We start from the raw sequence: 24,573 nt of genomic DNA on the forward strand, positions 1-24,573 counted from the left end.
TAACAACCATTACCATAAACGTCAATGGTAACGCCTATTACCGGAGGCCCTCATGCCGCATAGCAGGAAAAAGACGATCGGCCTGCTGCTGTGCCTCTCAGCCGTGGTCGCCCTTGGCGCAGGATGGGCTTGGGCCCGTTCGGATGACACGTCGACCGACAACGCGTACGTCCGCGGGGATGTGACAGGGCTTGCGCCGAAGATCGCGGGCTACGTCACTGCAGTAGAGGTTCGGGACAACCAGGCCGTCCGGGCGGGTGACGTCCTGTTCCGCATCGACGATCGCGACTACCGCGCGCGGCTCGCGCAGGCTGTGGCCAATGTCGAAGCCGCTCAGGCGCGCCTTGGCAATGTCGACGCCGAAGTCCAGCTTCAGCATGCCCTCATCCGGCAGGCCGAAGCCCAGACGCGTTCGGCCGAGGCCGAACTGAACCTCGCGACCAAGGCGTCCGGCCGCCGCCGCGAACTTATTCGTACCCACGCCGTAAGCCAGGCCGAGGTCGACGAAAGCGATGCCGCGCGGTCGAGGGCCGAAGCGGCCGTGGCGGCGGCGTCGGCAGCACTGGAGGCACAGCGGCAGCGCATCGCCGTGCTCGACGCCCAGCGCGAAGCCGCCGTTGCCGCGGTAGCGCAGGCCCGGGCCGCGGAGGAACTCGCTCAAATCGACCTCGACAACGCCGTGGTTCGCGCGCCGGTAGACGGCGTCGTCGGCAACCGTCAGGTTCGCATCGGCCGGCTGGTGGCGCCGGGTGCCTCTCTGCTCGATATTGTTCCGGTCAATGATCTGTGGGTCGTGGCGAACTTCAAGGAAACCCAGATCGAACAAATCCAGCCCGGTCAACACGTCCGCATCACCATCGATGGCTACCCAAACGAGACGTTTGAAGGGATGGTGGACAGCTTTGCGCCCGGCAGTGGGTCTGCCTTCAGTTTGCTCCCCGCAGACAATGCGACAGGAAACTTCGTTCGCGTCGTTCAGCGCGTTCCGGTCAAGATCCGATTTATCGGCAATCCGCTGCCCGGTCGCCTCGTGCCCGGCCTGTCCGCGCGTGTCGAGATTGATCGCGGGTAGAGACTCATGACCGCAGTGGTCATCGCCATCCCGGACCGCAACCGACCAGCAACAGGAGCCCTTCTCGTCGCGGGCATAATACTCGCCACTCTGACAGAGGCGATCGCCAGCACAGTCCTGTCGCTCGGGCGTGGCGATATCATCGGCGACACCTATGCAACTCCCGATGAGTTCGCCTGGCTCGATGTGGGATATACCGCTCCGAAGCTGATCGGGTTCATGGCCGCCGCCTGGCTGATGAACCGCGTCAGTCCACGCTGTCTGATCGTCAGCTCGACCATAGCCATGGGCGCAGCCTGCGCCCTTGCCGCCATCACAACGCAACTGGATCTGCTGGTTGTGCTCCGCGTAATGCAAGGCTTCTCCGGAGGCGTCCTGCTCGTCGCGGGGCAGACGATCATTTTTCTCGCTTATCCGCGACGCCACCAGCCGATCCTTCAGGCCCTGTTCGCAATCGGTTCGGTCGTTGCCCCCGCGACGATCGCCCCAGCCTTTGAGGGCTGGTTGCTCGACAGCCAGTCGTGGATGTGGATCTTCTTCAGCGTCGTCCCGGTGGCGCTGGCGGCCGCCGGATTCTTGCTGCTCGCGGACTGCCCGGCGCCCGTCAAAGCCGGACCCCGCCCGTTCGACTGGCTTGGCTTCTCGCTCCTCTCGACCGCACTGTTCTGCTTCACATACGTGCTCGGCCAAGGCAGCCGATGGGACTGGTTCGAAGAACGTCACATCGTCTGCCTAACGGTGGTCGGCGCAGCCACTCTGCTGGCATTTCTCGGCCAACAAATGATCGCCAAAGGTCAGGGCCTGCTGGACTTCATACCGTTCCGGTCGGACGATTTTTCCTTCGCCTTCATCGTCAGTTTCGTCGCCGGCGCCGCCTTGTTCGGGAGCGCGTTCCTGATCCCGTCGTTCGCCGTGTCCGTCCTTGCGTTCACGCCAACCGACGCCGGCCTGCTCCTGTTGCCGAGCGGCGCACTTTTCATCGGCGCGCTCCTCATCGCTGCTTTCCTCATGCAGGTCCGCCGCATTCCTCCGATCGCCACGGTGCCCTTTGGAATCCTGATGATCATGGTTGCGATGTGGATGCTGTCCGGTTCGACCATCGAAAGCGGCGCGGACGACATGATGCCAGCCATTCTGTTGCGTGGCCTCGGCCTCGGCTTCCTGTTCCTGTCGATCACTCTCATCGCTTTCGGCAAGCTCAACCACCAAAACCTCGCATCCGGCCTAGGCCTCTTCAATACGGGTCGCCAGCTCGGTGGCCTCATGGGTGTCGCCTGGCTGCAGACATTGATCGAGAATAACGTCGCCGCCAATGTCGCGGTGCTCGGCGCCAACGTCACCGCGGGCATTCCCGCGGTCAGCGAGCGTCTGGCAACGACGACAGCCATGCTCGCGGCAAAAGGAATGGATCCCGTGGCAGCTGGCCGGGCAGCGACGAGCCTGCTGGGCAGAGCGGTCGCCGGTCAGTCCACAGTGATCGCCTTCGACACCGCGTTCAATGCAGTCGCGCTGCTGTTCGTGGTTGCCGCGCCCGTGCTGGTCACGATCAAGATCGGCCTCGCCCGATACTTGAGAAACTCGTCCCTGGCGCTGAGGGCGGTTCCGATGCCGATCGCGCCGACGCCCGACATGATCCCGAGCTTGCCGCCTTTGGCCTCGAACGCCCTTGTCGAAGGGAGTCAGAGGCAAATGGAAGACGCACAGTTGCCAGCGTGACAAACGCCCCTGGAAAGATTCTCGCCAGCCAGCCATGTCCTGGATGCCCGCAGTACGGTGTGATCGACTGGCAGCCATGACATGGGCAAGGGCTCGAGGCCGATGAGCTGGCATTGGAATTCGAAATCTGGCCGGCGTGATGGAATGAAACGCGAGACGGCCGAGCTAGCTCGCAGGGCGAGTGTCCGAACAAGTCCAGGTGAGTTCTCGGATTGTCGTGAAATGAGCATAGGAAAGCCGCACTGGCCGCCAGTGGCGCCAAACGCGGCGGAAGCCCGGCCGCAGCGATTCGGCGATACGCATGGTTCTCGATAGCGCGTCCCCGGCGGGTCATTCCGCACCTCCAGGGATCAGCGGCGACACGGCGACAGCCGCGCCGCCGGTCTGTAGCGGGCTAATTGAGCCCCGCCTTGTCCAGGCCATACATTGCATCGGCGGAACCCGGCACGGTCTTGAAGCCGACGTTGAGGCGGTTCCACGAGTTGATCAGCATGACAGCGAAGCTAAGATCGGAGATCTCCTTTTCCGACAGCTGCGTGCGGACGCGCTCATAGATCTCATCGGAAACGCCCTGGTCCGGCAGCTTGGTCAGGATTTCCGTCCATGCGAGTGCGGCGCGCTCGCGTGGGGCGAACAGGGTCGAATCCCTCCACGCGGCCAAGTGGTAGAGGCGCAGTTCGCGCTCGCCGTGCATCTTTGCCTGCTTGACGTGCATATCGAGGCAGAAGGAGCAGCCGTTGAGCTGCGAAGCACGAATATTGACAAGATTGAGGATGGTCTCCTCGATCGAGCTTGCACGGAGAGCCGTGGCAACCCCGGTGAACTTCTTCACGAGTTCCGGAGATTGCTCGGCCCAGTTAACACGGGGCAGCTTGGTCCCGGCCTGCGCCGTCGGTTTGGTGGCGATATTCATGAATGTCTCCTTGAAGGCGGTTTATCGCCTGCAAATCATGCCGGGACGCGCCGGGCCAAGCCATCATCATGCGAGAGGCCATGTCGCCACTCGGCTGGTCTAGGCAGTATCATCCTGAGGGCTAGGCCAGGTATGCTTCGGCCACGCCTCATGGATTTCCATGAGGTGCAGCCGGGGGGACACCGAATTAGAGTGGGCCATGAGTTCGCCAGCCGAGATCATGAGTTCCCCAGCCCAGATATCGCGGAGACGTGCTACACGCAGCGTTGACAATCCCCAGCCCTTCTTTGCCCGGCAGGAGAAACCGATGATGTCCGTCTGGTCGCGCCCGCAATTCCTTCATCTGGGGCTATTTTTTGCGGCATATGTCTTGGGCTGCGGGTTCGCCCAGGCGCTCGCAATCGTCCCCGGAATAACGGTTTCCATTTGGCCTCCGGGCGGCGTTTTCATCGCGACGCTCATCCTCACCTCTCCTTACAGTTGGCCGTGGTGGATACTGGCGGGTTGCCTGGCGGAGATGTTCGCGCAGTTTGTGTGGTTCCACAGTCCGCTGCCTGTGGGCTTTCTAATCTATATCGACAACGCCCTTGGCGCGACTGTCGGCGCAACGCTTGTGAACCGGGCATGCGGGCGTCCGGTTCGGCTTGAAACCTTGCAGGAAGTCCTCGCATTCGTCGTACTAGGCGCTGGAGTTGCGCCGCTCGTCAGCGCGACGGTCGGAAGCGCGACGCTTGCGTGGTTTGGCGTGGAATCGCAAACCTTCACGGCGGTATGGCCGCTGTTTTGGATTGGAGACGCCACCGGAATCCTGCTCGTAGCGCCACCGGCACTGGTCGTGATCCAGTATTGGCGCAGCAAAACCCAACTCTCTCCCGCGCAGCCGGTAGAAGCCAGCGTCCTGGGTCTGATCTTCCTGGGGGTCGCCGCGCTTTCCTTGAGCGACGTCTACCTGCCCACCCCCTACATCATCATGCCGCCCCTTCTTTGGGCCGCGGCGCGCTTCGAGTTCAGAGGCGCCGCCGTCGCCTTGACGCTCCTTGCCCTGATCACGATGACACTTACGATATCTGGAGACAGCCAGTTTGTCGGCGCTCCCGAGTTCCAGAGACAAAGGCAGGTCATGCTGCAGCTTTTCCTGGCAATCTCGGCATTTTCGGCGCTCATCGTGGCGGCCATATCTCGGCAGCGTCAGCTGGCGCTGGTCACATCGCGCGACCGGGAGCGGGAGCTTTCGCAGCTTGTCGATATGGTTCCAAGCCACGTCTGGCGTCTCGCGCCCGACGGCGAGCCGATTTTCTTCAACAAGCGCATGGTAGATTTTCTCGGCCTGGACGTGGCGGATACGATCAAGCCGGGCATGAGCCGCATGACGGCGATGATAGAGGCCGGCGTCCATCCGGACGACAGAGCAGCGTTCTCGGACATGCTCCGCCATTGTCTCGCCACCGGCGAGGTCCTTGCGATGCGGTATCGCTTGCGCCGTCAAGACGAGGTCTACCGCTGGATGTCGAGCCGCGCCGAGCCGATGAGGGACCAGGACGGGCGCATCGTCCAGTGGTACGGGCTCTGTCACGACATAGACGATCAGATGCATGCCGAAGAGGCGCTGCGGCGGAGCGAGCGGCAGCTTCAGGAGACGATCGATGCCGTACCAGTCCGGATCTGGAGCGCAAAGCCTACGGGCGGACCGGTTTACTTCAACAAGCGCTACCAGGACCATTTCCGCTCCGTCATCGCGGATTTCGAAGCTCTCGGAGAGCCGCGCATCGAGCAACTGCTGCAGGAGCTGATCCATCCCGAAGATGCTCCCGAGGTACAGAACACCCTACGGAATTGCTTCGAAACCGGTGGCATGTCCACGATGCGATTTCGTTGGCGCGAACAGCACGGCGCGTACCGCTGGGCGGAGTGCAGGGTAGAGCCTCGGCGTAACGAAGACGGTGAGGTCGTGGAATGGTACGGCGTTTCGCTCGACATCGACGAGGAGGTGCGTGCGCAGGAAGCCTTGCGCGACAGGGAGCGCGAGCTCTCGCAGCTCGTAAATATGGTTCCCGTCCATATCAGGCGTCTGACGCCGAAAGGCGAGCCGACCTTCTTCAACAAGCGCTTGCTCGACTTCTTCGGCTTGAACGACCTGGCCCAACTGGACAAGCCGGACATGAGCCGACTGGCGGCAGCCATAACGACCCTCGTCCATCCGGAAGATGCCGCACGTCTACTGGAGACCGTCCGCCACTCCTTCGCCACCGGGGAGCCCTACTCCATGAAGTACCGCATGCGTCACGCGGATGGCGCGTATCGCTGGGTGGACGGCCGCGGGGAACCGGTGCGGGACCAAAGCGGCGCGATCATGCAATGGTATGCCATTTCCATTGACATCGACGATGAGATGCGCGCGCAGGAAGCGCTGCGCGACCGGGAACGTCAGCTTCAACAGCTCATCGACACCGTGCCCGTGCAGATCTGGTGCGTCACGCCCGGAGGGGAGCCTGCATACATCAACAAGACGATGATGGACTATATCGGCCTGAAGCTGGACGATTTTGATGCCGAGGGAGGATTGCCCAGCGCGATCCAGACCATCGTTCATCTGGACGACAGGGCTCGTTTGCTGCAGGCCTTGACCCACTCCTTCAGCACGGGCGAACCGTTCGAGCTGAAGTTTCGCAACCGCCGGTGGGATGGTTCATACCGCTGGACGGAGGGGCGTGCTGAACCACTCCGTGACGAGAGCGGCCGCATCATCCGGTGGTTCGGCGCCAACGTCGATATCGATGATTTCGTGACTTCTCAGGAAGCGCTGCAAGAGCGGGAGCGCTTCCTCTGGCAACTCGTTGAAACGCTGCCGGCGATGATCGATTGCGCGGCCCCGGATGGCGAGCCGGTCTATCGTAGCCAGCAGCTCCGCGAGTTCCTGGGGTATGAGCTTGAGCGATTGGACGGCACCGGAAAGTCCCGGCTGGCCGGCACGCTTGACGCCGGTGTGCATCCCGATGACTTGGCGGGCGTCAAGGGAGGATATGCTCATTCGTTGTCCACCGGCGAGCCCTATGCGCGCAGGCACCGCCTGCGGCGGTTCGACGGCGAGTATCGCTGGGTCGAGACACGCGCCGCGCCGATGCGCAATACCGAAGGGACTATCGTGCAGTGGAATGTCATCTGCCTCGATGTTGAAAATGAGGTTCGGGCGGAGGAAGAGCTGCGGCTGGCGCAAGAGAGCCTTGCACGAGCGAGTCAGGCCGCGAGCCTTGCTGAGCTCTCTGCTTCCATCGCGCACGAAGTAAACCAGCCGCTGGCGGCCGTGGTGGCGAACTCGCATGCCTGCCAGCGATGGCTTATGGCTGAGCCGCCAAATCTCGAGCGTGCGCAGAAGACGGTGGAGCGCATTATTCGTGACGCAAATGCGGCCGCCGACGTCGTGAGCCGCATCCGCGCTCTGTTCAAACAATCCGGCGAGGCAAGGAGTCCTACGGCGCTCAGTGGCGTTATCGCCGAGGCGCGCAACCTCATGGCCGAGGAAGCGGCGCGGCGGCGCGTCCGCATGGATATCGACGTCGAAAGCGACCTGCCGCTCGTCGCGCTGGACCGCGTACACATCCAGCAGGTTCTGGTGAACCTCATTCGCAACGGCATGGATGCCATGGACGCCGTTACGGGCGGCCGGGTTCTTGAGGTCCGTGTGCGCCGCATAGGCGATGTGGTTCAGACGGAGATCAGCGATCGTGGCGCGGGGATCGAGTTTCCCGACAACATATTCGAACCGTTCTTCACGACGAAGGGGAACGGAATGGGCATGGGGCTCGCGATCTGCCGTTCGATCGTCGAATCGCACGGCGGACGCCTGTGGGCGGAGAACAACGAACCACAGGGGGCGACGTTCGTCTTCACCTTGCCGATTGAAGTGAAAGCGGCGCCATGACCACAGATGACCATATCGTCTTCATCGTGGACGACGATGCGCGCCTGCGGGAGGCGCTGAGCGAGCTGCTGGATTCGCACAGTATCCGCGCCGCTGCGTTCGGATCGGCCAGCGAATACATCGGTGCAAACAAGCCGGACATCCCGGCATGCCTCATCCTCGACGTCGAGCTGCCCGACATCAACGGCCTGGATCTGCAGAGGCAGATATCAAAGGGAGATCATCCGCCGATCGTTTTCATAACAGGGCACGGCGACATCCCGTCCTCCGTCCAGGCGATCAAGCATGGCGCCGTGGACTTTCTCACCAAGCCTTTCAGTGATGGGGATCTCATGGCTGCAATCCAAGCGGCGCTCGCCGAGGATCGGGAAAGGAGGTCCGCACGTGCTGAACTGGTGGCGCTGAAGCAACGCTATCTCGACCTGACGCCGCGCGAACGCGAGGTGCTGCCGCTCGTGGTGAGCGGCCTTCTCAACAAACAGGCAGCCGCTGAACTCGGAATCAGCGAGGTCACGCTGCAGATCCATAGAAGGAACGTGATGCAGAAAATGGCGGCGTCATCGCTCGCCGATCTCGTGCGTATCGCGCAGCGACTGGAGATACCGATCACCCACTCGCGCCGAGCGGGAGGGAACCGGGCGTGACCAAGGGAAGACCTGTCGTGGCCGTTGTCGATGATGATCCAAGGCTACTCGAGTCGCTGGAGGATCTGCTGGAGTCCGCCGGCTATGCGGCCCGCAGCTTCTCGTCAGCGCGATCATTGCTCGTCAGCGGGCTGTCCGGCCTTGACGTGCTCATCACCGACATCGGGATGCCCGGCATGGACGGCTTCGAACTTTGTGATCTGGTGAAGAAGGCGCGTCCGGACCTGCCGGTGTTCCTGATCACCGGGCGCCACGAGATTGCCGATGCGGACAGAGTCCAGGGCGTCAGCGGGTGCTTCCGTAAGCCCTTCGATGCGAAGGTCATGCTGGCAGCCATCGGCAATGTATTGGGCAAATCGAAAAATGGAGATGAACATGAGGGTTGAGCAGCCGCCGCACTTACGGAGATCGGCGCCGTTGTCATCGCAGCGCAGTCGCGAAGCGGAACAGCCCCTTGTTATCATTGTGGATGACGATGCGTCTGTTCAGGAGGCGCTGTCCGAATTGATACTTTCCGCCGGGTTCCAGCATGTCTGTTTCAGCTCGACGCGCGAATTGCTCGATGCCGGCGTACTGGATAGCGCCGGTTGTCTGATCCTCGACGTGCGCATGCCGGGAGCGAGCGGTCTCGATCTGCAGCGGCATCTGGCCCAAAGCGGCAACCCCAAGCCAGTCATTTTCCTGACCGGGCATGGCGACATTCCGATGACCGTCCAGGCGATGAAGGCCGGGGCTGTGGATTTTCTCACCAAGCCGGTGCGGGACCAAACGCTGCTTGACGCTGTTATTGCGGGCATTGCGATGGATGCCGCGCGGCGGGCGGAAGCTGCGGTCGTCAAGCGCAATGTCGAACGCTTTGAGACGCTGACGCCACGCGAGCGCGAGGTTTTGCATCAGGTGGCGCGCGGGCGCCTCAACAAGCAGATCGCCTTCGACCTCGGCATTAGTGAGGTGACGGTAAAGCTGCACCGCGGCAACGTCATGCGCAAGATGGAGGCCGCTTCCATCGGTGAGTTGATCCGGGCATGGGAAACTCTGCCCGCGCCGATGCGCGTGGCCGGCGGGGCGAGGACTGTGGCATGAGCCGATCCCCGCGTCGTCCGACGGGGTTTAGCACGCCTGACCAGGGGCGCGCGGCCAGAGAAGGGCGAAACGGCCGGGAGACCGAACCGGCCGACACGGACGAATAGAGCAAAAGTTCTGGTTAGAGGTGTTCAGTCAGCCGCTCACGTGAGCCCAAGGCCGCCGTCGACGGCCATCACCTGGCTGATCACCCCTGGCACCGCGGCCTGCCGATGCCGGAACTTTCGCCGGTTATGATGACGGCATTGTCATCCAGTGTTGACATGGTCCCGCTCCTGGCCAGCTTCCGGCAAATTGTCGAATTGATGGATGTTCCGCGGGCGCTCCGGAACGAACACCGCGATCAGATCGCTCGCTGGGAAGGTCAGCTCCAACGCCTCGCCGAATTGCACATCCTGGTGCTGGACCTCTGATGCCGGCGCTCGGTCAGCCACCAAGCCGCTCCCATTGGCGTCCAATCGATCGGAACGCCGAAGGCTGCGAAGAGGGGGGCATCGCCGCGTCAGGCGGCGGTGGACGCTTCGCGGTCATTTGCCGAGATCAGCCCCTCGTGCCGCATGGCCTCTTGCACGGCCGGACGGTTCGCCATGCGCTGACGCAGTGCGACCAGCTGCGCGGGAACGGAGACGTCGAAGCGCTCGGCCCATAGCAGCATCACGAAAAGGTAAAAGTCGGCCACGCTGGGCGTTGCGCCAAACAGGTAGTTGCCCGCAAGGCTCTCCGAAAGTATGTCCAGCAGCTTCGAGATCGTCGCTCTTGCCTGTGCCTTTTGGGTTTCGCTGCTTGCATGCCACATCGGCTTGAAGCTGCGGTGCACCTCGGTCGAGATGAAAACCAGCGCTTCTAGCACGCGCGTGCGGCCAAGGTTTCCTGGAATACCGAGCGTTGGATACTCCGTGGCGAGCCAATCGAGGACGGCGATGTTCTCGGTGAGGATTTCTCCGCTGTCCAGCACCAGCGCCGGAACGTAGCCCTTGCGCGTTATAGCATTGAAATCGGCCCCCGATGCCGTCCGCTTGGTCTTCAGGTTGACGCTCTCCCGCTCGAATGGCGCGCCAGCCTCAAGTAGGGCGATGTGATCGGCAAGACTGCAAGCAAGTGGGCTGTAGTATAGTTTCATGTTCATTGTCCTTCTGGGAGGATATTCCTGGAGAAGCAGCGGTATCGCTGCAGGCAAAGCGGCTAGCGGTAGCCGACGCCGGTGACATAATTGAAGAGCATCCGTTCCTGGATTTCTTCCTGCTCAAACAACACTTTCATCGCGTCTCGTATGTCCAATATACCGAGAGGCCTGGCGCCGACGTCGATGACCGGAATATTCTGCAGGCTTCGCGCCGCCATGGTCTGCCATACGTCGTGGACATCGTCACGCGGACTGCAGGAGACGATGGATCTGTTCATCAGGTTGGACACTGGCGGTGTCTTGGACGCTGGGCCGGTGAGATGGCGCACGAGATCGGATTTGCTGAGCACACCCTCCGCGCCTCCGCCTGCATTGCATACCACAACGAGGCCGATGCCAGGCCTGGACAGTGAAAGGGCGGCCGCTTGCACCGTTGCATCCAAGTCGATCACGGCCAGGCGCGACGACGTGAAGGCATGCAGTTTGCCGATGAGCATTGCGCCGTCCTTGGTTGCGTGCCGTGCCGCCAGGCGCTTCAAACGCTCCGGCGGCGCGGCGCTTTCCTGTTCAAACAGGGCGATAGATTCCGACCTTATTCTTCGTAGGGGAGCACAAGTTCGGTCTCGCCGGTGTCGACGATGAAGACAGCCAGCAGCCGGGCGGGGTCAGTCGCGCTGGCATTCTGGCTGACGCGGTGACGATCGCCGGGATATTCGGACCAGCTCTCGCCGGCGCGATAGGTGACCACCGGGCCATCATTGACCTGACTCTTGATCGCCCCTTCGAGAACCGTGGCGTAGATGAAGGCAGATTTGGGATGGAGATGCGCGGGCGAGTTGCCGCCTGGCTCATAGTCGACAAGCACACCTCTCATGCTCTTGCCGGGCACGTTCGGAAGCGGCTGATCATAAACGAGCTTCACGTTTTTGAAAGCGCCAGCCGTATTGTCGGCCAGCGCGGCGGTGGCGATGAACGCCGCGAGAGCGGCGGTGCTGTAGAGTATACTCCGGATCATTTGTCTGGCTCCAGTTTGCGGTTGAGATTGGGGAGATCGCCGGCGGAGGGGAGGACGGCCGGCGATCGGGCTCTCGCCTGAGGGCACGGCGTGAGCCTAGGACCTGATGAAGGTGAGCAAGTCGGCGTTCACCACATCGGCATGCGTGGTACACATCCCGTGCGGAAAGCCCTCATAGATCTTGAGCGTGCCGTTTTTCAGAAGCTTTGCGGATAACGGCGCGGAATCGGCAATGGGCACGATCTGATCGTCCGTGCCGTGCATGACGAGTGTCGGCACGTGGATGATCTTGAGGTCGTCGGTGAAATCGGTTTCCGAAAAGGCCTTGATGCCGTCGTAGTGCGCCTTGGCGCTGCCCATCATGCCCTGCCGCCACCAGTTCTGGATGATGCCCGGGATCGCTTTCGCGCCCGGCCGATTGAAGCTGTAGAAGGGGCCCGATGGGAAATCGATGTAGAACTGTGCGCGGTTGTCGGCGAGCGACTTGCGCAGCCCGTCGAACACTTCGATCGGAAGGCCGCCAGGATTGGCCGGCGTCTTCACCATGATTGGCGGCACCGCGCCGATGAGGACGAGCTTCGCGGTGCGCCCGTTGCCGTGGCGGGCGACGTAATGAGCGGCTTCGCCGCCGCCGGTCGAGTGGCCGATATGGATTGCGTCCCTCAGGCCGAGATGCTCGACCACCGCCGCCGCGTCGGCAGCATAGTGATCCATATCGTGACCGTCGCTTACCTGCGCGGAACGGCCGTGCCCGCGCCGGTCGTGGGCTATGGTGCGATATCCATGCCCGACGAAGAAAAGCATCTGCGTGTCCCAGTCGTCGGCGCTGAGCGGCCAGCCGTGGTGGAAGACGATCGGTTGAGCATCCTTCGGACCCCAGTCCTTGTAGTAGATCTCGGTGCCATCCTTGGTGGTGATAGTGCTCATATCTTTCGATCCTTCTTGAGAGAGGGATGAGTTCGATTCCTGGCCGGCTGTCCCTTGCCCGAGCGCATATTTGGGCAGGCCGGTTGCAATGCCGGCGGCCGCTGCGCCGAGGAGGAGGGCTCGGCGACTTGCCTGAGGCGCAATGGGCAGCTTGTGGTCCATCGTCGTTTCCCTTGCGGGTTGTCTTCAGATGCCGCCGTTACGCCGCAACACCGCTTCGCCGAGACGGGGCGTGGTCGAACCAGTCTTCGAACGGCGTCGAACCGATGCGGGCGCCCGCGCCCGGGACAAGCGAGCGGTCGTCTAGCTCGGTCCCGAAATAGAGCGCATGAGGATCACCGATCACCTTCCTGGGATCGTTGGCGAGCTGCAGAAAACGCAAGACCAGTTCGTTCATGCGGAAGGGCTCGGGGCCGCCGATCTCCATCACGCCGTTAATCGGCTGGGAGAGCGCCACGTCAGCCATCACCTCTGCAACATCGTCTGCGGCGATGGGCTGGAAGTAGGCCGACGATACCGAGACCGTGTCGCCGACGGTTGCCGACTGCACAATGCCGCCAAGGAACTCGAAGAACTGGGTCGAGTGAACGATCGTGTAGGGAATTCCCGACTCCCTGATCAGCTTCTCCTGAGCCATCTTAGCGCGCAGGTAGCCGCTGCGGGGCAGGCGCTCCGCCCCGACTACCGAGAGCGCAATGTGATGCTTCACGCCGGCGGCCTTCTCCGCCGCGAGCAGGTTCTTTCCGGCTGTTTCGAAGAACTCGAGAACGGCCTTGTCCTCGAACGACGGCGAATTGGCGAGGTCGATGACAACCTCCGCCCCGGCAAGAGCCTTATCCAATCCTTCACCGGTGAAGGTGTTGACGCCGCCACTTGGCGACGCCGCCAACACGTCGTGGCCCTTCACGCTCAGCCTTGCGACGGTCTTGGAGCCGATAAGTCCGGTGCCACCGATGATTACGATTTTCATGTCATTCTCCTGTTCTGACTTCGAAAAGATCTACTTGGAATAATGCCGGCGGCTCTAACCGTGCCGGCCCTGAATTCCTCGATGAGAGCGACGCGCGTCCGCGACTCGCTCGACCGCCAGCGCAAGGGCTTGGCTCAAGCGACACTGTCTTCGCAGCCTTCCCTCGCTTGCCCCGACCCCACGACCTCCGAGGCGCTGCCGTAGTAGCCCAAGCCAAAGATGTCGGCTGTGCCATAGGTGGCGCAGGACGGAGGCGGTGTTCTCGAGGAATTCCCGAAGAGGTCTGCCAGCGTGGCCGGGATCATGAGGTGCCGCTGTTGTGAGGGCACGACGTTGCGGCGACGCCGCCACGACGTCGTGCCCCTGTTGACGCAACCTCTCGACGGTCGCTAACCGGATGTACCGAGTGCCGCCAATGACCACGATTTTCATGTCGATGTCTCCTGGGGCTTGCACTTGTTGAATGCAGCCGGCGCGAGGCGGCCGGTTGCGTCACTGTGCCGATGCGGCTTCCTCTATGAGCAAGGCGATCGCTTCTGGACGCGAGACCATCAGCGCGTGCGACCCGCCCTCGACGACGATGGTCTTCACCGAATGCGCGCGCTCGGCCATGAACTTCATGACCGCCGGCGGGATATTCCGATCCGCCGAGCCGTAGATCGCGTAGGATGGAATTGTCTTCCAAGAAGGCGCGCCGGAGGGTTCTGCCAGGGCGGCGTCAGCCACCGGGCGTTGTGTCGCCGCCATCAGGCTGGCCTGCGCTGCCGGCACATCGGCCGCGAACTGCACGTGAAACTTTTCCGGCTGGATGTAGAGGTCCTGTCCTCCATCCGGCCGCGCCACCGGCAGGAGCGCCTCGCCAAGCGTGCTGCCTGGGAACTTCCCCGAAAGCGTGAGACTGGACTCGCCTTTGTCCGGGGCGAATCCGGCCACATAGACCAGCGCTTTCACATTGTTCTTCCCGTTAGCTGCCTCGGTGATGACCGGCCCGCCGTAAGAATGGCCTACCAGGACGACCGGTCCGCCGATGGATCCGATGACGGCCGATACGGCGGCCGCATCGCTGGCCACGCCGCGAAGTGGGTTGGCCACCGCAATGGTCCGGAAACCGTCCCTGTTGAGCTCGGCGATGACGCCGTTCCAGCTCGACGATTCAGCAAAGGCCCCGTGCACCAGCACGATCGTCGGTTTTGCCTGATGGTCCGCGGCCTGCGTCGTCGCGCTGTCCGACACGCAACATGCGTAAACAAGGGCCAGAGCTCTGATGATCTTGTGCACGTGTCTTCTCCTGTGCGGCGGGTCGTCTGATACCGAGAAGAATGCGCCCACTTGGCGCGCGAAAATATTCGACGGACGGTTCGGTCAGGCGATCCGAAAGTCTAGGACGATGCACCCGGGGGAGAGGCAGCTGTAGCCGGTGGTCGGCGCACGGGTAGGTTCCCGGCATCGATCGAACGCATCGCCGGCCGCGCCGACGTTCCCAGGCAGCGCGCCCAAGGTTGGCAGGGAGTGCGCGGCCGACTGGCGTCGGCTGTCAGTACCATGGCGATCAATCCGGCGAAAACTGCAGCGAGACATATACCGCCGTATGGCTCGCCCTCGTCCTCCATCCAATCGACCCGAAAATGCTCCTCAATATAGGGTCCTCACACGACCGGATTGCCAGGTGTCGACCGAACAAAAGAGGGCATGAAAATGTCAGGCGCGGAAACAAGATCAGGCACGGCCGACAATCATGTCTTTGACCGGACTACTGATGTTCCCCTGTCCGACCCGCCGGCAGAGCAGTCGACGGCCGGCATTGTTCATGATCTGGGCAACCTTATTCAGGTCGCTTCATCTGCCCTCTGCAGACAGACGCGGCACAGTCGAGGATCTAAAATGAACGCGAAGGTCACGGAAAATACGCAACAACATCGTTTCGAGCTGCCTATTGCAGACGGAGCAATCGCTGCGGCCTACTATCGTCTCGAGAACGGACGGGTTGTTCTGATCCACACTGAGGTTCCTTCAGAGTTTTCCGGACAGGGGATCGCATCGCAGTTGGCGCATGGCACGTTTGAGCTGCTCCGAAAGACCGGTCGCAAGGCGATCCCGAAATGTCCGTTCATGGGCCAGTTCCTCGTCAAGAACCCGCAATATTCAGACGTTCTCGCCGGATGATCGTGAGCGGAGTTGTTGCTTCGGCAAAGATCGGGTGAGCCGCCATGGATGACGAATACAACCTGCAAAGATTCGTCCACGCACAGGAACCGGTTTACGAAGATGCTATCGGCATCCTGCGTCGGGGAATGATGTGTACTCCCTACATGGAGTTCATGTTCCCCAGGCTGGCCCCCAGCGGAAGCGGGGCCGCGCTTGAGGCTTACGCGATCAGATCGCTCGACGAGGCGAACGCCTATATCTCCTCGCCGCTGCTGGGCGGTCGTTATCGCGAATGCGTCAGCACGCTGCAGAGGCTTATCAACTGCAGCGCCAGCACCGTCTTCGGCGATATCGACGCCGGCAAACTGCACGCGTCGCTGACGCTGTTCTCGGAAGCCAGTTACGACGAGTTCCTGCTCGAGACCATGTTCGACGTCTGGTTCGACGGTCTGCTCGACGAGGACACCATGACCAGGATTCGCTCGATGCAGCGGCAAGTCGCTTAGCTGGCCAAGCACAGAGTTTCCGCCGTCAAGAACCGCGCCTGCGGTCGCATGCTGCCAGGCAGATCAGGGCAAGCGATTTGCCCTGGTCAATCCTCCGGCAGAGGAGTGAATTCCTCCTCCCCCGGCACTTCCGGGAAACGGCGTTCACGCCAATCGGTCTTGGCCTGCTCGATGCGCTCGGTTGAGGAGGATACGAAGTTCCAATAGACGTGCCGCGGTTCGGAAAAGGGCTCGCCTCCCAACAGCATCAGTCGTGTTGAATGAAAGGCCGGCGCCTTGAGCACGATCTCGGCGCCTGGTTCCAGCAATATCAGTTCGGCTTCACGGAACGAGCCCGGCCGGCCGACCATCTCGACCTCGCCGGCGACGACATAGACCGCCCGCTCATGATGTTCGGGCTTAACCTGGTATCGTGCGCCGCTGGTCAGCACGATTTCGGCGAACACCATGTCGGAGAAGGTTCTTACCGGCGAGACCAGACCGTCCGAGGCTCCGGCGATCAAGGTGAATTCGACGCTTCTGGCACACGTCCTCGGTATCTCCGGCTCACTGTAATGGGCAAAATCGGCGGCGGCTTCCTCATCCCTGCAAGGAAGGGCAACCCAGGCCTGAATGCCGAAAAAATTGCTCCCGGACGCTCGAGCCTCCGGCGGCGTCCGCTCGGAATGGACGATCCCCGAACCGGCCGTCATCCAGCTGACTTCACCGGGACGGAGCGCCTGCACCGTACCGAGACTGTCCCGGTGGACGATCTCCCCATCGACCAGGTAGGTCATGGCCGCCAATCCGATATGGGGATGCGGTCCCACGTCCAAACCCTGGCCGGTATTGAACACGGCTGGCCCCATCTGGTCGAAGAGGACAAAGGGGCCGACCATTCGCCCATACCTGGAGGGCAATACGCGCCGTACCTTGAAACCGCTCACAGGTTCACTGGACACCGGCAAAACGATATCTGTGACGCCGGTTTGTCGGATGCTCATGGCTACCTCCCTTCTTGTACGCCCGGTCTGCCGGCGCTCGAAACGCGCCGGAACGGCACTGGGTGAAAGATCGTCTGCATGGCCTTGAGCAGCGCGAATTTCGAATCCGTGTGCTCTTGTCCGGTGCGGCTACCGCCGAGGGACATCCTGGCTGAGAGGACGGCCGCAAGATCTTCGGCCATTTCGGGCCGGTCGAGCAGCAGGGGCGCGAAGCTTTGCTGGTCAATCTCGTAGACCACGACGTGGCTCATTGCGCGCAAGGTCGAGGTCTCGCCAATGCCCGCGAGCAGACCCGTCTCTCCGAAAAAGTCGCCGGGAGCGAGGTGGCCAATCTCCTGCGGATGGGCGTCATCTTCGCCGCGCTCTCGGACAATGATGCCCGTCCGAACAATCATCAGGGAGGGCAGCATCTCTCCCTGTTGTGCTATGATGTCGCCCTTGCGATAGGTGCGCACCGTAACCGTTGCCGCGAGGGCTTCTTTTTCGTTGTCCGTCAACGCCGAGAATACTGGTATGGCATTTATAAGCTTGATCGGCGTGACTTCTGGGAGATTTGCCGTCTCTTCGTTCGGCAAGTCATTCATGAGAATCGAAGAGGAGGGTGGCGTTGCCAGTCGCAAACCCGCGGACTTGGAATGACGGTAGACAAGATCGAAGATTTCGTTCGTCGCTGGAATACGCTGGCCAACATTTGCGACCCGAAAAAACAAATCGACCTCGATCGCCGTCGCATCCAGAGCTTTGATGGCGACCACTGGCGGCGGCTCCCTCAGTATTGTGTTGCTGCTTTGTAAGGCCGCGTTCATGACGTCCGCGACGATCGCCGGCATCTTGGTCGGCGCCAATCTTATCGTGACGGACAGCCCATGGCTCTCCTCAGGGCTGCTGACATTGGTCAGCCCTAGCTTCGCGAGGAAGCTGTTCGGCAGCGCCACCACGTTGTGCGCCAAAGTGAGCAGGTGGGTCGATCGCCAGTTGGTCTCCACGACGCGGCCTTCGGTGCCGTCGCTCAGAACGATCCAGTCCCCAAGCACATAAGGTCGGCCGAGGGTGAGCGCGATGCCCGAAAAGACGTCGCTCAGCGTATTCTGGAGCGCCAGTCCGAGTACGATGGCAAAGACCCCCGAGGTGGCGATCAGCGTTCCGACCGGCGCACCGAAGACGAAAGCCAGGATGGACAGCAGCATCCCAACATAGACGGCGCCGACGACGAGGTCCTGCAGAAGGCGCGCCTCGCGCGGCTTTCGCTCGAACACGAGATAGATGCGGACAAACCCGATCAGCGCCCAGGCGAGGTGAACCCACCACAGCAACTTGGCCGAACCGACGAGGATTGCGCTAGCGGTTGTCTCGGTGCCCCGTGTCGGTTCGTAGGGGAGCACGGCTCCGTCAAACAGCAGGACCGACATGGTAAGGAAGAATGCGATCTGGACAATCAGCCTGGTGGTGGAGAGCCGCCGCGGAATGACGTGCCAAACGACTATGCCGGCGAGACCGACCAGCACCATGTAGAGATGGGGAGCATTCCACCAGCTCGTGACCGGATCCGAATCCATAAAATCCTCGCACAATCCTCGCCTCGGAGCCTGACGAGCGATCTTTCGGTGTTAATCCTTGCCTTTCTCCAGAATCGCTTCGGTTATCGAGTTCGGCAGCCGACGCGGCGTCTCGATCACGCCCAGCAGCGGCATGACGACGAGAAAGAACGCGAAGTAGTAGAGGGTCGACACCTGCATGGCGGGGATATACCAGCCTTCCGCCGGCTTGGACCCCAGCCAGCCAAGGAAGAGGGCGTTGGCGACAAACAGCCAGAAGAACCGCCTGTACCAGGGCCGGTAGACGGCCGAGCGCACCTTCGACGTGTCGAGCCAGGGCACGAAGAACAACACGGCGATGGCGCCGAACATGGCGAGCACGCCGCCGAGCTTCGAGTCGACCGGCCCGATGTTGAAGGTGACGGCGCGCAGGATCGCGTAGAAGGGCAGGAAGTACCACTCGGGCACGATATGCGCCGGCGTCTTCAGCGGGTCGGCGGCGGTGTAGTTGTCTGGATGCCCGAGATAATTCGGCACGTAGAACACGAAGTACGCAAAGGCGAGCAGGAACACCACGGCCCCGAGCACATCTTTCATTGTGGCATGGGGCGTGAAGTCCACGACGTCGGTTTCCGACTTCACGTCGATGCCTGCCGGATTGGTCTGGCCGGCGACGTGAAGCGCCCAAATGTGCAGGATGACGACGCCCGTCAACATGAACGGCAGCAGGTAATGCAGCGCAAAGAAGCGGTTTAGAGTCGGATTGTCCACCGCAAAGCCGCCGAGCAGAAGCTGCTGGATCCATTCGCCGACCAGCGGAATGGCGCTGAAGAAGCCGGTGATGACGGTCGCGCCCCAGAACGACATTTGTCCCCAGGGCAGCACGTAACCCATGAACGCCGTAGCCATCATCAACAGAAGGTTGGTGCAGCCGAGGACCCACAGCAGTTCGCGCGGCGCCTTGTAGGAGCCGTAATAGAGGCCACGGGAGACATGGACGTAGACCGCGATGAAGAAGAACGACGCGCCGTTGGAGTGCAGGTAGCGCAACAGCCAGCCGGAATTCACGTCGCGCATGATCTTGTCTACGGAATTGAAGGCCAGTGTCGTGTCAGCCGCGTAGTGCATGGCCAGCACGACGCCGGTAACGATCTGCGCGGCCAGCATCATCGACAGGATGCCGCCGAACGAATAGGCGTAGTTCAGGTTGCGCGGAACCGGGTAGACGATGAACTGATCATGCACCAGGCGCGGCACCGGCAGGCGGGCGTCGAACCAGCGTCCGATCCTGGTCTTGGGAATATAGGTGGAATGCCCACCGCTCATCGGAGTGCCTCTGGTTTTGAAATTGCCGGCATCGATATCGGCCGGCGCTCCTTGGCCAGCCGCCCTTTAACACGGATGAGCGGGTTCACTCGCGGTCACGAACCTTCCTCGACGGGACGCGTAAGTAGATCGGCCGGACCATCGCGCGAGCAAACCCGTTACCGCCGCGCCTAACCGGCTGCGCCGTCGTGTCGACGGCCCAGACCCTTAGGAAGATCTGCAGCATCCTTGAAAGAACGAATCCGAGCGTCATTTCCGATGCTCCTTGGTTGGATTGTGGAGGACCCAAGCATGCCAGCCTTTCCAGTGTTCGAACTATCATGCCGAGGACGCATGCATCCGATACGTTGGTCTATGGGTTCCTGACTGAAAGGCTGCGCCGGACGGCCGAGGCGGCCGAGTCAGGACTGCGCGCGGCCGTTGCAGGATGCCGCACGAGCGCTGGCGAGCGCCTCGTCAATGATGCGGCGGATAGTACGCGCGCAACGGCCGCACTGGGCGCTGCAGCCGAGACAGCCATAGACCTGGCGGATCGAGCACGTCCGCTCCGCCTTGACGGCGGAGCGGACATCCTGATCGCTCAACACATTGCACGAGCACACGATCATGGCGCGATAAGTCTCGATCCGACCTGGTGCGGCTCTGACCCGACAAGCGGGTCAGTAGTCCCAGACAGCCGGTACGCAACGAAAGACATCGCCGTCCACCGCCACATGGCAGATAGACGGGAATGGCAGGTGAGTGGCCACCAGCGGCTCACGGGTCGCGGCCAGCTCCCGCAAAAGATTGATGCGGACGCGGGCCGCCTCCTCAGGGTCGTGTTCGAAGCCGTTGTGCCAGTCGGGTTGGTCGAACCCGACCTGGAACACGGCGTCGCCGGCGAAGGTCAGCCTATCGCCGCCGGACGCCAGGCGGACCACGCTGTGCCCCGGGGTGTGGCCGCCAGTGAGCGTGACAACCACCCCCGGCGCCACCTCGTGCTCCGTCTCAAACGGCCGCAACTGGCTGCGGTACTCGTTCACGAACCGCTTGGCCGCCCGCCGAAGCGCATCCGGGAACCCCGTGGGCATGGAGGCGCGGGAGAAATCGGGCGACTCCCAGAACTTGAGCTCGGCGGCCGCCACGTGAATCCGCAGATCCGGACGCAGCTGGTCCCTCACCCCGTCGATGAGCAGCCCGCCGATATGGTCCATATGCATATGGGTCAGCACCACGTCGGTGACGGATGCGAGATCGATGCCGGCTGCCTCCAGTCGCGAGACCAACCGCCCGGCCCTCGGCAAGTGCAATTCCGGGTCCATCCCCAGCCCGGCGTCCACGAGTACGGTCCGGCCGCCACTGCGTACGACGACCACGTTCAGCGGCCACTCGAGTACGTCCGGCGGCAGGAACATGTCGTCCAGCCAGGCCGCCCGGACGGCCGGGTCGACGTTGTATGCCATAACCGGGGCTGGTATCGGCAGCACTCCATCGCTGATCACCAGCACGTCGATGTCGCCGACCCGCAGCGCGTAGCGCGACGGAACCAATTCGGGCTCCGGTCTACCGTTGCTGTGCTTGGCGTTCAGGCTGTCGGCGCAATGCTGGATCGAGGGATGTGAAATGTTGTCCAGGGTCATGTTTGTCTCCTGCTGACCACGGCCGGATCGGCCACCTCCGCCGCTGGCGCCCGTGGATTTGGCATGAGCCTCCATGGACCGCCACCTAGCGTCTACGGAGGAAGTTGCACCGCCTCGGCCTGCGCCACCATCGGACGGAAGCACCGGTCAGGCGATGCGAAAGTCTATGGCAGACCCGTTGCGAGCATGGGTGATATCCCGCGAAAGTCGGAAGACGCCGCTTTGAGCAGCGAGCAACGGCTGTGCCTCTCGCCTGCTGGCAGTACGCCCAGCTGTGTTGACCCAGCTTACTTGCCGCCGCGGCATTCTCGATCGGTCGCGCCAACCATCCCATTCGCACGTCGTTACCGCCTTTTGCCGCACTCGTCGCCCAAGGGTCTTTCCAGCCTTGAAATAGCTGGAGACTGACGAACAGGACGACAATAGAATTTAAGAGCAGGCATGACTCGCCCTTCCCGCTCATGGATTGAGTCGATGCACCTGACTCCTGGGGCATAGAATCTAGATTGGCCCACTTCTAAGCGAAGTTGACCATAACTGGTTGATATTGAATAATTTTGGTGGGCCCGGAGGGACTCGAACCCCCAACCAAGCGGTTATGAGCCGCCGGCTCTAACCATTGAGCTACAGGCCCCACACGCGGCTGGATTAATGTTTTTCCCCGAATCGCACAAGGCTTTCCGAACTGGCTGGCCGAGATCGTCCAAATCAGCCCATATTCAGACATTAGAGCGACATGCGTCCACTTAGACGCGCAAAGTACGCTCTAACGCTTTGAATCTACGCATCGTGCTTTCCGAAATCGATTCCGATTCTTGGGCCGATGCGGTAGTCGACAAGCGCGACTGGATCGCAGACCGAGGAGATTTTTATGACCAGATATCTTTTGCCCTTGGCGCTCGCCGCCGCAATCGCGTTTCCGGCGATGGCTGGCGCGGCCGATTCGCCGCCCCCGCCCCGCATCGTCGTTACCGGCGAAGGCGAAGCGACCGCGGCCCCCGACCTGGCGCTGCTGACGCTGAGCGTCATGCGCGAGGCCAAGACCGCGCGTGCCGCGCTCGATGCCAACAACGACGCCATGGCCTCCGTGATCGCCGCTATGAAGTCGGCTGGCATCAAGGAGCGCGACCTGCAGACAGCCGGCATCCAGATCAGCCCGCGCTACAACTACACCAACAAGCCGGACGGCAGCCAGGAAGCCGAACTCATCGCCTACCAGGTGACAAACACGCTTTCGGTGCGCATCCGCGACATCGACAAAACAGGCGAGATTCTCGACAAGGCGGTGTCGCTAGGCGTCAACCGGGGCGGCGGCATCTCGTTTTCCAACGAGGATCCGGCCGCAACTCTCACCGAAGCCCGCAAGAAGGCGGTCGCCGACGCCATGGCCAAGGCAAAGACGCTGGCTGAAGCCGCCGGGGTCAGCATCGGGCGGGTGCTGGAAATCACCGACCAGAATGTCGCGCCGCCGCCGATACCGATGAACGCCAAGGCCTTCGACGCGGCCCGCGAATCGGTTCCAGTGCAGGCCGGGGAGAATTCCTACACGGTACAGGTCACTGTCACTTTCGAGTTGAAGTGACCGCCGCCCCGTGAACGGTTTGGCCTTTGCTGCATCAAAAAACCCCGGAGGACTGGTCCTCCAGGGTTTTTTCGAGCCGCACCCTTCCGTCCTGGCGGAGAGGGGCTCCGCTACTCAAGACCGACCTTCGCAGAAGGTCGTGTCTCCGGACTGATCTTCGGAGAAGGTCATGCCCCAAGCTGATCTTTCGAAGAAGATCATGCCCCAAGCCGACCTTCGAAGAAGATCATACTACCAAGCAGGCCGTTGCCGGCAGGCAACGTGCCGAAGGTCTACCGGTAGAGGACCGGGCAGCCGCGCTCATTGGCGAACACGATCACCACGCGGTCACCGTATTGGCGGCCCGCGACTTTAACCGTGCGGCGGCTGACGTCGATAATACGCGCGCGGCGCAGACCCATGCGCTCGGCCTTATTGAGGGCACGGTTCGGCGAGCAGGACCGGCGCCAGTCGCGTTCGCGGCGGCGTTCGCGATAGAAACCATCGTCATCGCCGGTATAGACGCCGACGCGCGGATCGTCGTTGTTGCCGAAGCCGAGATAGATGCTGTCTGCCTGGGCGGTGGCGGGGATAGCGGCAAGCGTGCCGAGGCCGATAAGCGCCGAAAGGGCCGCCGTCTTGATCGTGTTGAACATTGTCTCTCTCCTTGTTCAGGGCTTCCGCCCTTCTTTATCGAACCGGTGTGTCTTGCTCGAACCAATGTGTCTTGGTCGAACCGATGGGGAAGAGAATGCGCCTGCGTATCTGAACTTTTTACGAACCAGCCGTTCATATTGGGTTCATGTGGCAACAAGAGGTAATTTCGCAGTTTCTCCGCTTTCCGGTTCCGAACAAGCTTTCCGATTCCGAACAATCTGGCCGGTTCTGAACAATCTGGATAGAAAACGCCCTGTCGCGCAGCCGGTTCCGGTCCTGGCCTCAAGGTCCCTAAGGCTCGTCGTCCAGCATGTGTTCGAAATAGTCGTCCGGCTCGGCAAGATCGGTCTCGCTGGCGCTGACCCGGCCGCGCATCGAGATGCCGGCCTCATGCACCGTCTCGGCACTCCCCGACACCAGCCTGTGCCACCAGTAGAGATCGTGGCCCTCGGCGACCAGCCGGTAGGCGCATGTCTTGGGCAGCCAGCTGATAGTGCGCACATTCTGCGGCGTCAGCCCGACGCAGTCCGGGACGCGCGCCAGCCGGTTGGCATAGTCCGAACAGCGGCACGTTTCGGCGTCGAACAGCCGGCAGCCGACGCTCGTCCAGTAGATCTCGCCGGTGTCTTCGTCCTCGAGTTTCGACAGGCAGCATTTGCCGCAGCCGTCGCAAAGCGATTCCCACTCGGCCGGGGTCATCGCTTCGAGCGTCTTGGTTTTCCAGAACGGCGTTTCCATTGACGGGATGTGGCCCCCGCTGGTGTCAAGGTCAAGCACCGCGACAGACGCAAAGCCGGCCGGCACCATAGGCCGGCACCATAGGAATGACACGAAGTCGCCTTCAAAACGCCGGCCAATC

General features: G+C 61.9%; 24 protein-coding genes, 1 tRNA gene and 1 pseudogene. 9 read left to right on the plus strand and 17 right to left on the minus strand.

Going from position 1 to position 24,573, the window contains the following annotated elements:
* Window positions 1-52: 52 nt before the first annotated feature.
* Window positions 53-1,072, plus strand: coding sequence for an HlyD family secretion protein (locus tag ACWUKX_RS18985; protein WP_456008395.1), 1,020 nt, complete (start codon window positions 53-55; stop codon window positions 1,070-1,072).
* Window positions 1,073-1,078: 6 nt separating this feature from the next.
* The gene (locus ACWUKX_RS18990; protein WP_456008396.1) at window positions 1,079-2,788 is read left to right on the plus strand and encodes a DHA2 family efflux MFS transporter permease subunit; all 1,710 of its coding nucleotides are present in this window, start codon (window positions 1,079-1,081) and stop codon (window positions 2,786-2,788) included.
* A gap of 394 nt (window positions 2,789-3,182) precedes the next feature.
* Here ACWUKX_RS18990 and ACWUKX_RS18995 read toward each other — a convergent pair whose 3' ends face one another.
* Window positions 3,183-3,701: a carboxymuconolactone decarboxylase family protein gene (locus tag ACWUKX_RS18995; protein ID WP_456008397.1), complete on the minus strand. Its 519-nt coding sequence runs from the start codon at window positions 3,699-3,701 to the stop codon at window positions 3,183-3,185.
* A gap of 307 nt (window positions 3,702-4,008) precedes the next feature.
* Here ACWUKX_RS18995 and ACWUKX_RS19000 point away from each other — a divergent pair, with 307 nt between their 5' ends.
* The 4 genes from ACWUKX_RS19000 to ACWUKX_RS19015 are packed head-to-tail and all read left to right on the plus strand — an operon-like array spanning window position 4,009 to window position 9,347.
* Complete coding sequence (locus ACWUKX_RS19000; protein WP_456008398.1) at window positions 4,009-7,620, plus strand: PAS domain-containing protein; 3,612 nt, start codon at window positions 4,009-4,011, stop codon at window positions 7,618-7,620.
* Window positions 7,617-8,264 carry a response regulator transcription factor gene (locus ACWUKX_RS19005; RefSeq protein ID WP_456008399.1) on the plus strand — a complete coding sequence of 216 codons (648 nt, stop codon included), beginning with the start codon at window positions 7,617-7,619 and terminating at the stop codon, window positions 8,262-8,264. The genes ACWUKX_RS19000 and ACWUKX_RS19005 overlap by 4 nt, the downstream gene beginning before the upstream one ends.
* Window positions 8,261-8,650 carry a response regulator gene (locus tag ACWUKX_RS19010; RefSeq protein ID WP_456008400.1) on the plus strand — a complete coding sequence of 130 codons (390 nt, stop codon included), beginning with the start codon at window positions 8,261-8,263 and terminating at the stop codon, window positions 8,648-8,650. Before ACWUKX_RS19005 ends, ACWUKX_RS19010 begins: the two co-directional genes overlap by 4 nt.
* The gene (locus tag ACWUKX_RS19015) at window positions 8,640-9,347 is read left to right on the plus strand and encodes a response regulator transcription factor (RefSeq protein ID WP_456008401.1); all 708 of its coding nucleotides are present in this window, start codon (window positions 8,640-8,642) and stop codon (window positions 9,345-9,347) included. Before ACWUKX_RS19010 ends, ACWUKX_RS19015 begins: the two co-directional genes overlap by 11 nt.
* A gap of 248 nt (window positions 9,348-9,595) precedes the next feature.
* Here ACWUKX_RS19015 and ACWUKX_RS19020 read toward each other — a convergent pair whose 3' ends face one another.
* From ACWUKX_RS19020 to ACWUKX_RS19055, 8 genes and pseudogenes are all read right to left on the minus strand, one after another.
* Complete coding sequence (locus tag ACWUKX_RS19020; protein WP_456008402.1) at window positions 9,596-9,781, minus strand: hypothetical protein; 186 nt, start codon at window positions 9,779-9,781, stop codon at window positions 9,596-9,598.
* A gap of 68 nt (window positions 9,782-9,849) precedes the next feature.
* Window positions 9,850-10,467, minus strand: a complete 618-nt coding sequence (locus ACWUKX_RS19025) for a glutathione binding-like protein (protein WP_456008403.1) — start codon at window positions 10,465-10,467, stop codon at window positions 9,850-9,852.
* 62 nt (window positions 10,468-10,529) lie between these two features.
* Complete coding sequence (locus ACWUKX_RS19030; protein ID WP_456008404.1) at window positions 10,530-11,009, minus strand: CBS domain-containing protein; 480 nt, start codon at window positions 11,007-11,009, stop codon at window positions 10,530-10,532.
* 53 nt (window positions 11,010-11,062) lie between these two features.
* Window positions 11,063-11,485, minus strand: coding sequence for a cupin domain-containing protein (locus ACWUKX_RS19035; protein ID WP_091597564.1), 423 nt, complete (start codon window positions 11,483-11,485; stop codon window positions 11,063-11,065).
* A gap of 96 nt (window positions 11,486-11,581) precedes the next feature.
* Entirely contained in the window at window positions 11,582-12,412 is an 831-nt protein-coding gene (locus tag ACWUKX_RS19040; RefSeq protein WP_456008405.1) for an alpha/beta fold hydrolase, read from the minus strand.
* A 199-nt stretch (window positions 12,413-12,611) separates the two neighbouring features.
* Complete coding sequence (locus tag ACWUKX_RS19045) at window positions 12,612-13,382, minus strand: SDR family oxidoreductase (RefSeq protein ID WP_456008406.1); 771 nt, start codon at window positions 13,380-13,382, stop codon at window positions 12,612-12,614.
* Between the two features lie 336 nt (window positions 13,383-13,718).
* Window positions 13,719-13,814 (minus strand): annotated as a pseudogene (locus tag ACWUKX_RS19050) (NmrA family transcriptional regulator); the annotation flags it as partial.
* 60 nt (window positions 13,815-13,874) lie between these two features.
* Window positions 13,875-14,660 carry an alpha/beta fold hydrolase gene (locus tag ACWUKX_RS19055; RefSeq protein ID WP_456008460.1) on the minus strand — a complete coding sequence of 262 codons (786 nt, stop codon included), beginning with the start codon at window positions 14,658-14,660 and terminating at the stop codon, window positions 13,875-13,877.
* A gap of 417 nt (window positions 14,661-15,077) precedes the next feature.
* On the opposite strand from ACWUKX_RS19055, the gene ACWUKX_RS19060 reads away from it, so the two are divergent.
* A complete protein-coding gene (locus ACWUKX_RS19060; RefSeq protein ID WP_456008407.1) occupies window positions 15,078-15,545 on the plus strand; it encodes a GNAT family N-acetyltransferase in 468 nt (155 codons plus the stop codon).
* 44 nt (window positions 15,546-15,589) lie between these two features.
* The gene (locus ACWUKX_RS19065; protein ID WP_456008408.1) at window positions 15,590-16,033 is read left to right on the plus strand and encodes a DUF1810 domain-containing protein; all 444 of its coding nucleotides are present in this window, start codon (window positions 15,590-15,592) and stop codon (window positions 16,031-16,033) included.
* An 86-nt stretch (window positions 16,034-16,119) separates the two neighbouring features.
* Here the strand turns inward: ACWUKX_RS19065 and ACWUKX_RS19070 are convergent, their stop codons facing one another.
* From ACWUKX_RS19070 to ACWUKX_RS19095, 6 genes are all read right to left on the minus strand, one after another.
* Window positions 16,120-17,016: a pirin family protein gene (locus ACWUKX_RS19070; RefSeq protein ID WP_456008409.1), complete on the minus strand. Its 897-nt coding sequence runs from the start codon at window positions 17,014-17,016 to the stop codon at window positions 16,120-16,122.
* Window positions 17,017-17,018: 2 nt separating this feature from the next.
* Window positions 17,019-18,524: a mechanosensitive ion channel family protein gene (locus tag ACWUKX_RS19075; protein ID WP_456008410.1), complete on the minus strand. Its 1,506-nt coding sequence runs from the start codon at window positions 18,522-18,524 to the stop codon at window positions 17,019-17,021.
* Window positions 18,525-18,623: 99 nt separating this feature from the next.
* Entirely contained in the window at window positions 18,624-19,877 is a 1,254-nt protein-coding gene (locus ACWUKX_RS19080) for a cytochrome b (RefSeq protein ID WP_456008412.1), read from the minus strand.
* 401 nt (window positions 19,878-20,278) lie between these two features.
* Entirely contained in the window at window positions 20,279-20,485 is a 207-nt protein-coding gene (locus ACWUKX_RS19085; RefSeq protein WP_292188178.1) for a (2Fe-2S)-binding protein, read from the minus strand.
* 51 nt (window positions 20,486-20,536) lie between these two features.
* A complete protein-coding gene (locus ACWUKX_RS19090; protein WP_456008413.1) occupies window positions 20,537-21,496 on the minus strand; it encodes an MBL fold metallo-hydrolase in 960 nt (319 codons plus the stop codon).
* A gap of 558 nt (window positions 21,497-22,054) precedes the next feature.
* Window positions 22,055-22,130 (minus strand) — tRNA-Ile (locus ACWUKX_RS19095).
* A gap of 237 nt (window positions 22,131-22,367) precedes the next feature.
* Here ACWUKX_RS19095 and ACWUKX_RS19100 point away from each other — a divergent pair.
* Window positions 22,368-23,078, plus strand: coding sequence for an SIMPL domain-containing protein (locus tag ACWUKX_RS19100; protein ID WP_456008414.1), 711 nt, complete (start codon window positions 22,368-22,370; stop codon window positions 23,076-23,078).
* 272 nt (window positions 23,079-23,350) lie between these two features.
* Here the strand turns inward: ACWUKX_RS19100 and ACWUKX_RS19105 are convergent, their stop codons facing one another.
* Together ACWUKX_RS19105 and ACWUKX_RS19110 are read right to left on the minus strand one after the other, a co-directional pair.
* Window positions 23,351-23,713: a hypothetical protein gene (locus tag ACWUKX_RS19105; protein WP_456008415.1), complete on the minus strand. Its 363-nt coding sequence runs from the start codon at window positions 23,711-23,713 to the stop codon at window positions 23,351-23,353.
* Window positions 23,714-24,005: 292 nt separating this feature from the next.
* The gene (locus ACWUKX_RS19110; RefSeq protein ID WP_095491649.1) at window positions 24,006-24,452 is read right to left on the minus strand and encodes a YcgN family cysteine cluster protein; all 447 of its coding nucleotides are present in this window, start codon (window positions 24,450-24,452) and stop codon (window positions 24,006-24,008) included.
* Between the last annotated feature and the right edge of the window lie 121 nt (window positions 24,453-24,573).

The sequence above is a fragment of the Mesorhizobium sp. f-mel genome (assembly GCF_053850215.1).